Here is a 13325-nt window from a genome sequence, read left to right as displayed (position 1 = left end):
ACGATCTTCGACTTGGGCGTTCAGCCCTTGGACGTAGGCTGACCTGTATGTCCGTAGAACAGGTGACCGGGCAGCCCCCTCGGCTCCTGGCCTTCATCGAAGAGGACCCGACCTGCGGGCCGCCCCTCGAAGTGGATCCGCTGCCCCGGGAGCGGGCGGAGGTCCTCGCGCGGACCCTGAAGGGCCTGTCCGATCCGACGCGCCTGCAGATCCTCAGCGTCCTGCTGGCGGCCCCGGACGGCGAGGCGTGCGTCTGTGACCTGACGCCGCTCCTGGGCCTGGCCCAGTCGACGGTCAGTCAGCACATGAAGGTCCTCTCGGACGCCGGCCTGGTCACGCGCCGGAAGCGCGGGACCTGGGCCTGGTACGCGGTCGCGCCCGACCGGCGCGACGTGCTCAACGCCCTCATCTGGGGCGACGCGGAGCAGCAGGCTTAGCGCAGCAGCAGCCCCGGACGTCAGGCCGCGACGACCGCACGGGCGGCCACTTCGGCCGCGAACGCCTTGATCAGCGGGTGGACGTTGCCGGGGCCGGAGACCAGCTCCGGCTGGAACAGCGTGCCGATGAAGAACGGGTGGCCGGGGACCTCGGCTGCCCGCGGTGCGCCTTCGGTGTCCCAGCCGCTGAACAGCACGCCCGCGTCGGCCAGGCGCTCGACGAAGTCGGAGTTCAGGCCGTACTTGCAGTGGTACGTCTCGGTGGTCAGCTCGGCGTCGTCGTAGACGGCGGCGAGCCGGCTGCCGGCCGTGAGCAGGAGCGGGGCCTGCTCGCCCGCCAGGCAGCAGGTGAGCGGCACGATCAGCGGGGTCGGTGCCTCGGGGTCGTACTGCACGTCGTCCGCGTCCGTGAGGCCGACGACGGTACGGGCGTACTCGATCAGCGCGTGCTGGAAGCCCCCGCAGGTTCCCAGGTAGGGGATGCCGTTCTCGCGGGCGTGCCGGACGGCGGACAGCACGCCGTCCTTGTTCTCGTACGGGGACCCGGGCACGACCCAGATCCCGTGGAAGCCCTCCAGGGACTCGGGCCCGGTGATGGTCTCGCTGGGCACCCACTCGGTGTCCACGGCCAGTTCGGCGCGGAAGGTGTCGAGCCGGGCGTGGGCGGGGGACTTGCCGTGGTCGCCGATCAGCGCGATGCGCGGTCGGGAGCCGGTGGCGGTGGTCATGCGGGCTGCTCCTGTGTCGTGTGGTTGGGCTTGCCGTCGTGCGTGATCCGCCCGAGCCGGACGTGCCCGTGGGGGGCGAGGCGGGCGACGAGCCGGCCGTCGTGCTCGTCGGTGGTGGAGGCTCCGCCGAGGAAGAACAGCGGGTCGTCGCCGGCCGGGAGCAGTCCTTCGGGGAACAGCTCCTGGTCCTGGTCGGTGCCGTTGCGGACGGTCAGGACGTGCACCCGGCCCTGAGGGTCGCTCGCGACGTACGCCTCCAGGGCGGGGCTGCCCGCGTCCACGGCGCGTACGGCCGCGTCGGCTGCGAAGGCGGGGGCGAAGACGGACCCGTCCGGGATCGAGGGGGCGAGGGGGCTGATCGCGGTTGTGGTCACAGCAGACTCCGGCCGGTCATGGCGGGGCCGTTCGGGCGGCCCAGCAGGTGGAGGACGGTGGGTGCGATGTCGGCGAGGCTGCCGCCGTCGGCGAGGCGCTCGCCGGTGATGTGTCCGGGCGCGGGGACGACGACCGCCGGTACGGGATTGGTCGTGTGGCCGCCGTACGGGAGCGGGGCGCCGTCGGGGCCGGGCTTGGACATGCGCTCGGCGTTGCCGTGGTCGCCGACGAGCAGCACCCAGCGCCCGGTGGCCGCGGCGGCGGTCAGGATCGTCGCGACCTCGCGGTCGGTGTGCTCGGCGGCCTTGACGGTGGCGTCGTGGTCGCCGGTGTGCCCGACGACGTCGATGTTGGCGAGGTTGGCGATGACCAGGGCCACGTCGTCACGCCGGGCGGCGGCGGTGATGGCCTCGGTGACCCGGGCGAGGTTCATCTCGGGCCGGGAGATGTAGTCGGGGGCGGTGTCCGCGGTGATGCGGACGTGCTCCTCGACCTCGCGGACGCGGTCGTCGCGGCCGTTGACGTAGTAGGTGACGTGCTCGAACTTCTCCTGCTCCGCGATGCGTACGGAGCGCAGCCCGTGCGATTCGAGTACGTCGGCCAGGCCGCCGGAGGCGTCCGCCCGTCCGACGAGGGCGGGGATGTCCGCCCGGGTGTCGTACTGGGTCAGGGACAGCACGGCGACGTCCGCGTCGGTCAGGATCTGGACCAGGTCGTCGGCGAGCTGCTGGATGCGGTCGCTGCGGAAGTTGGTGAACAGGACGGTGTCCCCGTCGCGGACGGTGGCGAGCGGCTCGCCGTCGGCGTCGGTGAGGACGGTGGGAGTGATCCACACGTCCCCGTTCTCGGCGCCGGCCAGCACCTGCCCGTAGTCGCGGGCAGTGGCGCCCTTGCCGTCGGCGACGGCCGCGCTGACCTTGGCGGTCAGCTCCAGGTCACCGCTCTTGTCGAGGCCGTAGCCGCGGCCGGAGACGGTGGCCAGGGCCCCGATGCCCGTCGTGGCGAAGAACTCCTCGACGCGGGCCAGGTAGTGACCGGCGGTGCGGTCGGCGACGTCGCGGCCGTCGGTGATGGCGTGCACCCAGACGCGCTGCACACCGCGGGACGCCGCGATGGTCAGGAGCGCGTGGAGGTGGTCGACGTGGGAGTGGATCATCCCGTCGGAGACCTGGCCGACCAGGTGGAGGGCTCCGCCGGTGGACGCCAGCCGGTCGAGGGCTTCGGTCAGGCGCGGGTTGTCGCCCAGTTCGCCGTTGTCGATCTGCCGCTGGACCAGGACGCTGTCGTAGTCGAGCGGACGGCCGGCGCCGATGACCATGTGGCCGATCTCGGAGTTCCCGACGGTGCCGGGCAGGAGGCCGACGTGCTCGCCGGAGGCTTCCACGACGGTGGAGGGGTGCTTGGCGGCGATGGCGTCGAGGACGGGGGTGTGGGCGTTCGTGAGCGCGTTGCCGGGTCCGGGGGCGGCGTGGCCCCAGCCGTCGAGGACGAGCAGGATCCCGTTGGTGGCAGTGCCGGTGCTCATCGCAGGGTGTCCAGGGTGTTCCAGAAGGCCGGGAAGGACTTGGCGACGCAGCCGGGGTCGTTGATGACGACGCCGGGGGTGCGCAGGCCGATGATCGCGAAGGTCATGGCGATGCGGTGGTCGTCGTAGGTGTCGATGACCGCGCCGTGCGGGGTGCCGCCGTGGATGGTCATGGCGTCGTCGTACTCGTCGACGGTGATGCCCATCTTGCGGAGCTCGGTGGTGACGGCCGCGATCCGGTCGCACTCCTTGACGCGCAGGCTGGCGATGTTGGTGATGTGGGTCTTGCCCTGGGCGAAGGCAGCGACCGCCGCGAGGGACGGGACGACGTCGGGCATGGCGTCCATGTCGACCTCGATGCCGTGCAGTTCGCCGCCCTTGACGGTGATGGAGTTCTCCGTGATCTCCACGTGGGCGCCCATCCGGCCCAGGACCTCGGCGAGACCGACATCGCCCTGGTGGGAGGTGGAGCCGATGCCGGGGATGGTGACCCGGCCGCCGAGGATCGCGGCGGCGGCGATGAAGTACGACAGGCCGGAGGCGTCGGGCTCGACGACGGCGTGGCCGCCCTTGAAGGACTGGCCGGCCGGGACCTTGAAGCTGCGGTAGCCGTCGCGCTCGACGGTGATGCCGTGCTCGGCGAGGGTGGCCAGCGTCATCTCGACGTACGGCTTGGAGACCAGCTCGTCGACGATCTCGATCTCGGTGTCCTGCTGGGCGAGGACCGAGCTGATCAGGATCGAGGAGGTGTACTGCGAGGAAATGGCGCCGGAGATCTTGGTCTTGCCGCCGACGAAGTTGCCGCCGGTGACCTGGATCGGCGGGGAGCCGTTGCCGCGCACCGCGACCGCCTCGACGCCGAGGGCCGGAAGGGCCGCGAGCAGGTCGCCGAAGGGGCGCTCCTGCATACGGGTGTTGCCGGTGACGGTGGTGATGCCCTCGGCGAGGCCCGCCATCGAGATCAGGAAGCGCAGCGGGGTGCCCGCGCCGCCGACGAAGATGTCGTCCTCGGGGGCCACCATCGGCTTGCCGGTGGGCGTGAGGGTGAAGCGGTAGTTGTCGTGGTCGATCTCGACGCTGACGTGCCCGAAGGAGGCGACGGCGTTGGCGAAGTAGATGGTGTCGTCGGAGACGAGGGCGCCGTCGATCACGCCGGTCTTGCCGTCGAGGGCAGCCAGGGCCGCGATGGCGATCTGGCGGTTGGTGTAGCTCTTCGATCCGAGGACCCGTACCTCGTGGTCGATCGAGTCGATGGTCTCGACGGCGAGCTGTTCGGCCTTCAGGCGGGGGTCGTTGAGAGCGCTCATGGGGTGGGACTCCTGATGCTGGGGTGTGATCTGGGTCACGCGAGTACGGCGCCCGAGCCGGGCATGGCGTCGGGAAGTTGGGGGGTGACGGCAATTCGCCATTGCGCCAAGGTGGGGCTGGAATTCAGTGCGCGGCGGCAAATCTCGGCCGCTGCGGACAATGCGCCGTCGAGGGTGCTGGTGCGGTGGAAGAACGTCAGCTCGATGCGTCCGGAAGTCGTCTTCGCGTGGACGTGTTCGAGGTCGTCCGCCGGCACTGCCGCGGCCCAGACGATGTCCGTGACCACGGCCGATTCCAGCTTCGCGGCCTCGTTCTCGCGGGCCGCGACGAGCGTGGCGGTGGCCATGAACATGGGCCCTCCCGGTCGGGCGGTAAGTCCTGGTACGGACCACACGTGCTGGTCGGCCTCGGCCTGGGTGACGGCGCTGTAGAGCTCCGTGTGGCGGCACTTGGGGCCGCAGCCGTGTCCGCCGGCGGGGGAGAAGCCCAGCATGACCGCGGCCGCTCTGTTCATCAGGCGCAGGGCTTTTCGCGCAGCGGGCATGGCTGTCCTCCGTGTGTGGGGGGTGATGGATCGGCTTGGGGCAGGGGGCGTTCTCGACGCGCTGCGGATTCCGTTTCTCGGGACTTCCGCTGCCCTGTGATCACCAGTTTGCTGAGCATTCCGAGGGGGCGGAAGGCTTACCCGCTGGCATGAAGTGCGACCGGCAGGCACCTGCCTGAAAGCGGCCCGGATATCGGCCGTCGGCGCCTCTGGCGGTGCGCGCAAGGGTGCTCATCCTGCGGACGTCTCTTGTCGGCCAGATCCCTGACCTGTCAAGATCGGCCTCCGCCGATGGAGTTGAGGAATTGTCTCGACATATGAGACGTCAAGCGGGGGGTCGCTGTGCTGGCAAGTTTGGGACTGGATACCGAAGCAGAGTCGATCTACCGACTGATGCTGACCCAGCAGGACTGGGGAGTTGCGGAAATCGCAGTCCACTTGAGCTGCCCGGAGGAGGCCGTACGCGGCGCCCTGGACCGGCTGGCCGAACTGAACCTGCTGAGACGCTCCATCCAGGCACCCGGCGGACTCAGACCCGTCAGCCCGGACCTCGGCTTCCAGTTGCTGCTCCAACGCCAGCAGGCCAATCTGCTGGCGCAGCAGCAGCAGTTCGCCGAAAGCCAGGTAGCCATCAGCAAGCTCCTGGGCGAGTACTCGGAGCTGCGAACCGGTGAGCGGCACGGTGTCGAGTACCTCCAGGGCATCGACGCCATCCAGGCCCGCCTCGAAGAACTCGCCCACCGCTCCACGAGCGAGTGCCTGTCCTTCATGCCCGGCGGTGCGCAGTCCGTGGCCAGCCTGGACGCCAGCCGGCCGCTGGACGAGGACCTGATGCGGCGCGGAGTGCGGGTGCTGACCGTCTATCTGGACAGCGTCCGCAACGACACCCCCACGATCGAGTACGCCCAGTGGCTCCACGGCAACGGCGGCGAGGTCCGCACCGTGCCGGCGCTGCCGCTGCGCATGGTCCTCTTCGACCGCGAGGTGGCCCTGCTGCCGGTGGACCCGAGCAACACCAAGAAGGGTGCGGTCCAGCTGACCGGCCCCGGCGTGCTGACTGCGCTGGCCTCGCTCTTCGAGCAGGTCTGGGCCGCCGCCGCCCCCATCGGCAGCACTCGGGACCGCGATGAGGCAGGCCTGACCGCGCAGGAGCGCGAACTGCTGCGCCAGCTCACGCAGGGCGCCACCGACGAGATCGCCGCCAAGAAGCTGGGCATCGGCCTGCGCACCGCCCGCCGCATGATGTCGGAGATGATGGCCCGCCTCGGCGCCCGCAGCCGCTTCGAGGCCGGCGTCCTTGCGTCGAAGGCCGGCTGGACGGACTGAGCCCGCGCCGCCTACGGCCCCAGGTGCGACATCAGCAGGTCCGGGCCGGTCGTGCGGAGCCGCGGGTGGATCAGCCCCAGGTGCTTCGGGATGCGATCCGGCGGTGCAGCCGGGGCCAGTTGCTGCGGGCCGTGCCCTTGGTCATCCACCACTCGAACCCTCTGCTTCGCTCCACCGCGCCCCCCAGAGCTCGCCCCCTCGGACTGTCAGCCCTGGCAGTGCGAAGGTCCCGGCGGGCCGGATTCGGTGAGCTGCGATGCCTCAGGGCCCGCACAGCCGGCAGGCCCGGCGCGCGCATCGCGCACCGGGCCTGCTCAGGGGGTGTGGATATGTGGATGAAGGTCAGCCGCAGCAGCCGCCCTCCGGCTGGAGGGGCTGGATCGGCTCGTAGGCGGAGCCGCCGAGCAGCTTGGCCTTCAGGCGGCCGATCGCCGTGGTCGGCTCGTCCTCCGTGGTCGCGCCGAGCGCCTCGCGGCGGGCCGCACCGAAGACGGCGTGCAGCTTGGCGACCTCGGGACGCAGGGCCGCGTCGGTGACCAGGATCGCCGAGCGGATCTGGCGGGGCTTGAAGCCGCGCAGCCGCTTGGCCTCGTCGGCGCCCGGACCGGCCTCGATGGAGGTGACGCCTTCGGCGTACGCGTCGCGCAGCGGACGGTCCAGGACGATCTCGAAGTAGATACCGCTGCGCTCGCCGAGCGCCTCGTAGTCGAAGCCGGCCCACTTCACGAACAGGCGCTTGCCCTGGCGGACGGTCACCGAGACGGCGGCGACCTCGTCGTCCTTGTAGGCGAGGTACGCGCGGACGTCCGCCTCGCCCTCGACGAGCGCGCTGAGCAGCGCGCCGATGTGCGCCTCGTCCTCGCCGCCGCCGTACTTCTGCCGGTTCTGGGTGATCAGCTCGGAGATCCGGCCGACCAGCGGCCGCAGCTCCTCGCGGTCCTTGCGCTCGATGCGGGTGCCCGAGTTCGCCGCGCGGTCGCGGTCCTCCTTCACGCGGCGCCGCTTGCGGGCCGGGAGGGAGGCGAGGTAGGCGTCGTAGCTGTCGTGCTGGAGGTCGAGGAGGTTGTTCTCGCCGTGGAAGGCGATGTCGCCGCCGTACGCCTGGAGGGCGAGCGCGAGGACCTCGCTGTACGGGCCGTCGTGCAGCCAGGGTGCGACGATCGACCGTACGCCGGCCTCGGCGGCGGCCGGGACGATGCGGTCGACGAGGTCCGCGACCAGCAGCGGGTCCTCGACCGAGGCGGAGGCCTCGGAGCGGTAGCCGAGCGGGGAGCCGAGGAGCAGCGCCGGGAAGAAGGCCTCGGTGCCGAGCGCCTCGACGGTGTCGTTGGTGGTGTCGCAGCAGGACGTGGCCGAGCAGCAGGCGACCGCACCGTTCTTGGGCTGCCAGCCCAGGTAGGTGCGCGGGTCGACGTCCACGATCGGGTCGGCGTCGAAGAGGAAGCCGGGAAGGAAGGCGAGCTCGCCCTCGCCGCGGTCGGCCACGGTGTACCAGGGCTTGGAGCCTTCGAGGCTGGCCTCGGTGGCCCTGAGCCAGTGCGGAAGCACGTACGGCGCGGGGTCGGTGGCCTGCGGAACGCTGCCGCCCAGGGCGGCGACGGCGTCGTCGAGCGTAAGGCCGGTCCGCACGTCGGCCGGGTCCTCCTGCTCGGTGGAGCCGCAGCAGGAGACGGGCTCGGGCTCGGCGGGACCGCAGCAGCCGGTGGCCTCGGCGGGCTCCGGCTCGGGGGCCGGGCCGCAGCAGCCGGAGGGCTCCTCCTGCTTGGGGGCTTCGGTGGCCTCGGGGGCGGAGCAGCAGCCGGTGGCCGGCTCTTCCAGCACCACGAGCGCCGGGACCGGCTCCTCAGTGGTGGCGCTGCAGCAAGTGGTGCTCATCTTTCTTCTCCTCGGGTGGGGGCGGCTCTGGGGTGTGGGCCGGGTCAACGGGGTGGGGTGCGGGTACGGGTGCGGGCCGGGGATCAGTCCCAGCCGGCGCCGTTGGTGGAGGGGTCGATGGGGGCGGAGTCCCAGCCGGCGCCGGTCGCCGTCACCGGGGCGGAGTCCCAGCCGGCACCGGCCAGGGTGACGGGGGCGGAGTCCCAGCCGGCGCCGTTCGGGGCGGTGTCCCAGCCGGCGCCGGCCAGGGAGCCGATCGCCGAAGAGCTGAGTACGGAGGCGGAACCAAGTCCGATCACGGACACCAGGACGGCGGCGGCGAGGCTCATCGAGGTACGCGAAACAGACATGGCTATCCCCTTGGAATGACAGTGGCTTTTTGGTGACCGGCGGCCTGCTGGCCGGTTCCGGTGGTCTCCGGGGGGCTCGTCGCCCTCCCGGTGTCATGAGTCTGTCCGAGGTCACCCAGGGTGTGGAAGGGATCACTGCTGGCAGGAAGCGCGCGCGGCACCCTCATGCCAAATCATGCCGACGGGCCAGTCGCCTGCGCCGTGGCGCGAAGGCAACTGGCCCGTGGCTGGAACGAGTTGGGTCAGGCGGGGAGGACCTCCGGGGAGGGGTCCAGCGCCTGGCACAGCACGGTCATGCTGCCCGGCGCGATCCGGTAGTACGTCTGGCGTCCGCGGCGCTCCCGCTCCAGGAAGCCCGCTTCGAAGAGCACCTTGAGGTGGTGCGTGACCGTCGGCTGGGTCAGCCCCAGCGGCTCGGTGAGGTCGCAGGTGCACGCCTCGCCGCCCGGCTGGGTGCGGATCAGCCCGAGCAGGCGGAGCCGGGTGGAGTCCGCGACGACCTTCAGTGCGGCCGCGAGGTCGTCGGCGGCCTCGGGGGTGAGGGGGCCGGCGAGCACGGGGGAGCAGCAGAGCTCCGAGATGGGCGTAGGCATACCCGATTCAACGACGGCCATCTATGGATTGTTCCCCAAACTCATTGACAGTCATCTATGTATCCGACAGAGTTCAACCCATCGACAGCCGTCTATGAGTTGAGTTGGAGCTCTCCGTGTTCGACACCGTCCTTGACGTCCTGGGCAAGACAGCCTCGGACGTCGGCCACACCCTCGCGGCGAACTGGCCCTTCCTGCTGATCAGCGTGATCGTGGCCTCGGCCATCCCGGTGTACGTCGGCGCGGAGCGGCTCTCCTCCTGGCTGCGCCGCAAGACGCTCTGGGCGGTCATCGGGGCCGTGGTCCTCGCGACGCTCACCCCGTTCTGCTCCTGCGGCACCACCGCGGTCGTCCTGGGCGCCCTCGCCTCCAGCGTCCCCTGGGCCCCGGTCGTCACCTTCATGGTCGCCTCGCCGCTGACCAGCCCGGAGGAACTCGTCTACTCCATAGGTCTGTTCGGCCCGGACTTCGCCGTGACCTTCTTCGTGGCCGCGATCGTCCTCGGCTTCTTCGCCGGCGCCATCACCTGGCTCATCGAAAAGACCGGCTGGCTCGACGGCCAGGCCCGCCTGACCTCCACCGAGGCCGAGAAGAAGGCCGAGGAGAGCTGCTGCACCAGCGATGGCGCCGAGGACGACGTGACCGGTGGCGGCGGCGTGAGCGTCCCGGCCGGATCCGGTGGTGGCGGCGGCCTGGCCCGTACGGCCCTGCTGAACCGGCCCATCGCCCCGGCGCCGGCCCCCGCGCCGGTCGAGACCAGCCTGGTCAAGCGCTGGAAGCTCGACGAGTTCGGCAACGAGCTCATGATCACCAGCAAGCGCCTCGCGCTCTACTTCCTGGGCTTCGCGACGCTCGGCTTCCTGATCATCAACTCGATCCCGACCCGCTACCTGACCGAGTACCTCGGCGGCGGCAACTGGTACTCCGTCCCGCTCGCCGCGCTCATCGGCATCCCGGTCTACCTGAACTCCGACGGCTCGCTGCCGCTCATCGCCTCCCTGATGAAGGGCGGTATGGGCCCCGGCCCGGCGATCGCCTTCCTGATGACCGGTGCGGGCACCAGCGTCGGCGCCATCAGCGGCATGCTCCTCATCGCCCGCTGGCGCGTGGTGGCCCTGGTCGTCGGCATCCTCTTCACCGGTGCGTGCGTCCTCGGCTACACCGCCCCGATGTGGCTCTGATCAACCCGGCCTGAGCGCCAACGCAACAGACGGCAACGGCCCGCCCCCTGCTCCGGGGCGGGCTGCAGCCATGTCCGGGGGGTTTCCCCGTCGGGTCAGGCGGGGAGCGCGCAGGATTCCTGCCCGGCCCCGGCCATCGGCTTCATCGCGGAGAGCTGGCCTATGAGGGCGTCCAGGCGGTCGGAACGCACCTGGTAGTACACCTCGTTCGCCCGCCGCTCGGAGGACAGTACGCCCGCCTCCCGCAGCTTCTTCAGGTGGTGACTGACCGTCGGCCCCGAGACGGAGAACGACGCGGCGATCTCGCCCATGCAGACCTCGCCGGCCGGGCAGCAGGCCACGATGCTGGCGATCCGCAGCCGCACCGGATCGGCCAGCGCCTTGAACGCGGCTGCCAGGTCCACGGCTTCGGCGGCAGTCATGGGCTCAGGGCGGCAGGGCGTGGACATCCCGGCGGGTGCAGGCTCGATCATGCGCCCAATCTGGCCGATGGAAGCCTCCTGCGTCCAGATCTGCCCGGGAGGCGGGACGCGACGCCAAAACCATTGACGAACATCTATGAGTCCTGCCATCCTCAACCCATAGACGCTCATCTATGAATCGAGGATGTCATGTCGTCCATTCGCCGCTCCATCCGCAAGTTCCGCCGGGCCCGCAGCGATGCCTTCGTCGCCACCGTCCGCTTCTGCGACGGCTGCGCCGAAGTCAGCGACTCCGTGCGCCGCTCGGCCGAACTCCGCCGCGCCCAGGACTCCGTGGTCGCCTCCTACGGCGTACGCATCTGAACCCCGTCGCACCCGTACCGAATCCCACCCCGAGGAACCTCGTGAGCACTGAGACGTCCACCCCCGAAGCGACCGGCCCCATCCGCCTGGCCCGGCGAGCCGCGCAGGTACCGCCCTCCGCGACCGCCGCCCTGGACGCCCAGGCGAAGGCGCTGATCGCCCGGGGGGTCGACGTCATCAACCTCACGAGCGGAGAACCGGCCTTCCCGACTGTAGAACCGGCGGCCCACGCCGCCCTCGAGGCCATCGCCACCGACTTCACCCGCTACACCCCGGCCGCAGGCATCCCCGAACTCCGGGCGGCCGCCGCCGACTTCGTCAACCGCCACGGAACGGCGTACGAGCCCGGCCAGGTGGTCATCACGGCCGGCGCCAAGCAAGCCCTCCACTACGCCTTCACCACCCTGATCGAACCGGGCGACGAGATCCTCATCCCGGCCCCCTACTGGGTCAGCTACCCCCACCTCGCAGCCCTGGCAGGAGGCACCCTCGTCCCCGTCCAGCCCGCCCCCGACGCCGGTCTGAAGGTGACCGCCGACCAACTGCGCGCGGCGGTCACCGACCGCACGAGGGTCCTGCTCCTCAACAACCCGGCCAACCCCTCCGGCGTCGTCCACGACAGGACCGAACTGGCCGCACTCGTCCAGGTGGCGATCGACCACGACCTGGCGATCATCAGCGACGAGATCTGCGACCACTGGGTCTTCGGCGAGACCGCACACGTCTCCGTCGCGGCACTCGGCCCGGAAGCCGCCGAACGCACCCTCACCATCGGCGGCGTCTCCAAGACGTTCGCCATGACGGGCTGGCGCATCGGCTGGGTCGCGGCTCCCACTCCCGTGGCGGCGGCCATCACGGCGATCCAGAGCCACACGGCCTCGGCCCCGTCCTCGATCTCCCAGCAGGCGGCACTCGGCGCCCTGACGGCAGACCTCACCACCGAGCTGGAGCGCCGCCGACACGAACTGAACGACCGCCGCCTGACCACCATCAAGGCCCTGGCGGACATCCCGGGCATCAAGGTCGACGGAGACCCCACCGGCACCTTCTTCCTCCTCGCCGACGTCTCCGGCACCTACGGCCGCACCCTGGCCGGCCGCACCATCACCTCAGCGGCAGACTTTGCGGAACTCCTCCTCACGGAGGCCAACGTCGCAGTGGTCCCCGGCGCCGACTTCGCCGCCCCCCACCACGTCCGCATCTCCTACACGGTCCCGCCGGACCGCCTGGAGGAGGCGCTGACCCGCATTGCGGGATGCGTCGAGGACTTTGACCCCGCGGCGGAGCGCGTCCTGGGGCAGGTCCGGGGAGTTTGCGAGACCTCGCCTTGACGGATCGAGTCCATCAAGGCCCACGCGGCGGCCGGCTCGTGCACGGCTGCCAGTCCGTGCCGGACCAGTGGCGGGAACTGCTCTGACGCCGTCGGCTGCCTGGTGTACTGCCCGCATGACAGATCAGAAGCAGTGCACGGTCGTGCGGACCGGCACCTATGACGGCATCCAGGGCGGCACCTTCGGGGCGGGGATCAGTGCCCAGTCCGCGGGCGCGGAGCGGTTGTGTCTGCACCGGCTGGTCATGCCCGCGGGGACGCGGGGGCGCCCTCACCTGCACGAGGGGCACGAGTCGGCCATTTTCATCCAGTCCGGGCAGGTCGAGGTCTGGCACGGGGAGGACCTGGCCGAACACGCCCTGCTGCGCGCCGGCGACTACATCCACATCCCTGCGGACACGCCCCACATGCCTGTCAACACCGGAGCCGAGGACATGGTGTGCCTGGTCGCACGCACCGACCCCGAAGAACAAGAAGGCGTCCGGCTGCTGGATCTTCCGTCCTGGCTGGAGGAGCGGGTCGGCCTGCTCCCGGTCGGGGCCGGCTGAGCCTCGCGGCGTCGCGCGTTCAGTGACTGCTGCGGCGTCGGACGCCGCGCGACGCCTTCCCCGGGGGACGTCAGCCGTACAGGAGCCGGAAGATCTGGTTCACTGCCCGCGGCCGCCGGGCCCCAGCCCGAACCGTTCGTCGAACCCGTCACCGCACCGGCGGCGGCACCGGCAAGACTTACTTCGACTGGCAGTCGGAGGACCCGGGCCGGGCACTCGCAGATGGAATCCGACGCCCTGGAGTCGATAACGGGCCATGCGTCATTGCAACTGGTCCTGAGGCCGGGTCGCTTGCTCTTTCCGCGGTTTAGGGTGGCCGTGATCGCAGGGTGTTCCGGGAGGTCTGCTGTGCCCATTCGACGGGCTTCATCCGTAGTTGCCCCCTTGCCGTGTTCGGCGGTTCTCCCGCCGTCGGGCTGC

At 70.7% G+C, this 13325-nt stretch carries 15 protein-coding genes; 6 read left to right on the top strand and 9 right to left on the bottom strand.

The window, feature by feature from the left end; genetic code table 11:
* Window positions 1–47 precede the first annotated feature (47 nt).
* Window positions 48–437, top strand: a complete 390-nt coding sequence (locus NLX94_RS28870) for a metalloregulator ArsR/SmtB family transcription factor (protein WP_254386026.1) — start codon at window positions 48–50, stop codon at window positions 435–437.
* A gap of 20 nt (window positions 438–457) precedes the next feature.
* Here NLX94_RS28870 and NLX94_RS28865 read toward each other — a convergent pair whose 3' ends face one another.
* From NLX94_RS28865 to NLX94_RS28845, 5 genes are read right to left on the bottom strand one after another with little or no spacing between them, the layout of a single operon-like run.
* Window positions 458–1165: a hypothetical protein gene (locus NLX94_RS28865; protein ID WP_254386025.1), complete on the bottom strand. Its 708-nt coding sequence runs from the start codon at window positions 1163–1165 to the stop codon at window positions 458–460.
* On the bottom strand, window positions 1162–1539 hold the full coding sequence (locus NLX94_RS28860) for a hypothetical protein (RefSeq protein ID WP_254386024.1): 378 nt from the start codon (window positions 1537–1539) through the stop codon (window positions 1162–1164). The genes NLX94_RS28865 and NLX94_RS28860 overlap by 4 nt, the downstream gene beginning before the upstream one ends.
* Window positions 1536–3065: a 2,3-bisphosphoglycerate-independent phosphoglycerate mutase gene (gene gpmI / locus NLX94_RS28855; protein ID WP_254386023.1), complete on the bottom strand. Its 1530-nt coding sequence runs from the start codon at window positions 3063–3065 to the stop codon at window positions 1536–1538. The genes NLX94_RS28860 and gpmI overlap by 4 nt, the downstream gene beginning before the upstream one ends.
* Window positions 3062–4372, bottom strand: coding sequence for a 3-phosphoshikimate 1-carboxyvinyltransferase (aroA, locus tag NLX94_RS28850; RefSeq protein WP_254386022.1), 1311 nt, complete (start codon window positions 4370–4372; stop codon window positions 3062–3064). The genes gpmI and aroA overlap by 4 nt, the downstream gene beginning before the upstream one ends.
* Window positions 4373–4407: 35 nt before the next feature.
* Window positions 4408–4917: a hypothetical protein gene (locus tag NLX94_RS28845; RefSeq protein WP_254386021.1), complete on the bottom strand. Its 510-nt coding sequence runs from the start codon at window positions 4915–4917 to the stop codon at window positions 4408–4410.
* Between the two features lie 354 nt (window positions 4918–5271).
* On the opposite strand from NLX94_RS28845, the gene NLX94_RS28840 reads away from it, so the two are divergent.
* Window positions 5272–6243, top strand: a complete 972-nt coding sequence (locus NLX94_RS28840) for a helix-turn-helix transcriptional regulator (protein WP_302170576.1) — start codon at window positions 5272–5274, stop codon at window positions 6241–6243.
* A gap of 342 nt (window positions 6244–6585) precedes the next feature.
* On the opposite strand, the gene NLX94_RS28835 is transcribed toward NLX94_RS28840, so the two are convergent.
* From NLX94_RS28835 to NLX94_RS28825, 3 genes are all read right to left on the bottom strand, one after another.
* Window positions 6586–8118: a GNAT family N-acetyltransferase gene (locus tag NLX94_RS28835; RefSeq protein WP_254386019.1), complete on the bottom strand. Its 1533-nt coding sequence runs from the start codon at window positions 8116–8118 to the stop codon at window positions 6586–6588.
* A gap of 83 nt (window positions 8119–8201) precedes the next feature.
* Window positions 8202–8468, bottom strand: coding sequence for a hypothetical protein (locus NLX94_RS28830; protein ID WP_254386094.1), 267 nt, complete (start codon window positions 8466–8468; stop codon window positions 8202–8204).
* A gap of 242 nt (window positions 8469–8710) precedes the next feature.
* Entirely contained in the window at window positions 8711–9082 is a 372-nt protein-coding gene (locus NLX94_RS28825) for a helix-turn-helix transcriptional regulator (RefSeq protein WP_254386018.1), read from the bottom strand.
* A 95-nt stretch (window positions 9083–9177) separates the two neighbouring features.
* Here NLX94_RS28825 and NLX94_RS28820 point away from each other — a divergent pair, with 95 nt between their 5' ends.
* Window positions 9178–10242, top strand: a complete 1065-nt coding sequence (locus tag NLX94_RS28820) for a permease (protein ID WP_254386017.1) — start codon at window positions 9178–9180, stop codon at window positions 10240–10242.
* 95 nt (window positions 10243–10337) lie between these two features.
* On the opposite strand, the gene NLX94_RS28815 is transcribed toward NLX94_RS28820, so the two are convergent.
* Entirely contained in the window at window positions 10338–10664 is a 327-nt protein-coding gene (locus tag NLX94_RS28815; protein ID WP_254386016.1) for a helix-turn-helix transcriptional regulator, read from the bottom strand.
* Between the two features lie 189 nt (window positions 10665–10853).
* Here NLX94_RS28815 and NLX94_RS28810 point away from each other — a divergent pair, with 189 nt between their 5' ends.
* The 3 genes from NLX94_RS28810 to NLX94_RS28800 all read left to right on the top strand — a co-directional run bounded on the left by NLX94_RS28810 (window position 10854) and on the right by NLX94_RS28800 (window position 12905).
* A complete protein-coding gene (locus NLX94_RS28810) occupies window positions 10854–11027 on the top strand; it encodes a hypothetical protein (RefSeq protein WP_254386015.1) in 174 nt (57 codons plus the stop codon).
* 41 nt (window positions 11028–11068) lie between these two features.
* Entirely contained in the window at window positions 11069–12358 is a 1290-nt protein-coding gene (locus NLX94_RS28805; protein WP_254386014.1) for a pyridoxal phosphate-dependent aminotransferase, read from the top strand.
* A gap of 115 nt (window positions 12359–12473) precedes the next feature.
* A complete protein-coding gene (locus tag NLX94_RS28800; RefSeq protein ID WP_254386013.1) occupies window positions 12474–12905 on the top strand; it encodes a cupin domain-containing protein in 432 nt (143 codons plus the stop codon).
* Window positions 12906–13325: the final 420 nt, after the last annotated feature.

This window comes from Streptomyces sp. TBY4, from assembly GCF_024213195.1.
Classification (GTDB): Bacteria; Actinomycetota; Actinomycetes; order Streptomycetales; family Streptomycetaceae; genus Streptomyces.
This window is presented reverse-complemented; position numbering and strand designations above follow the sequence as displayed.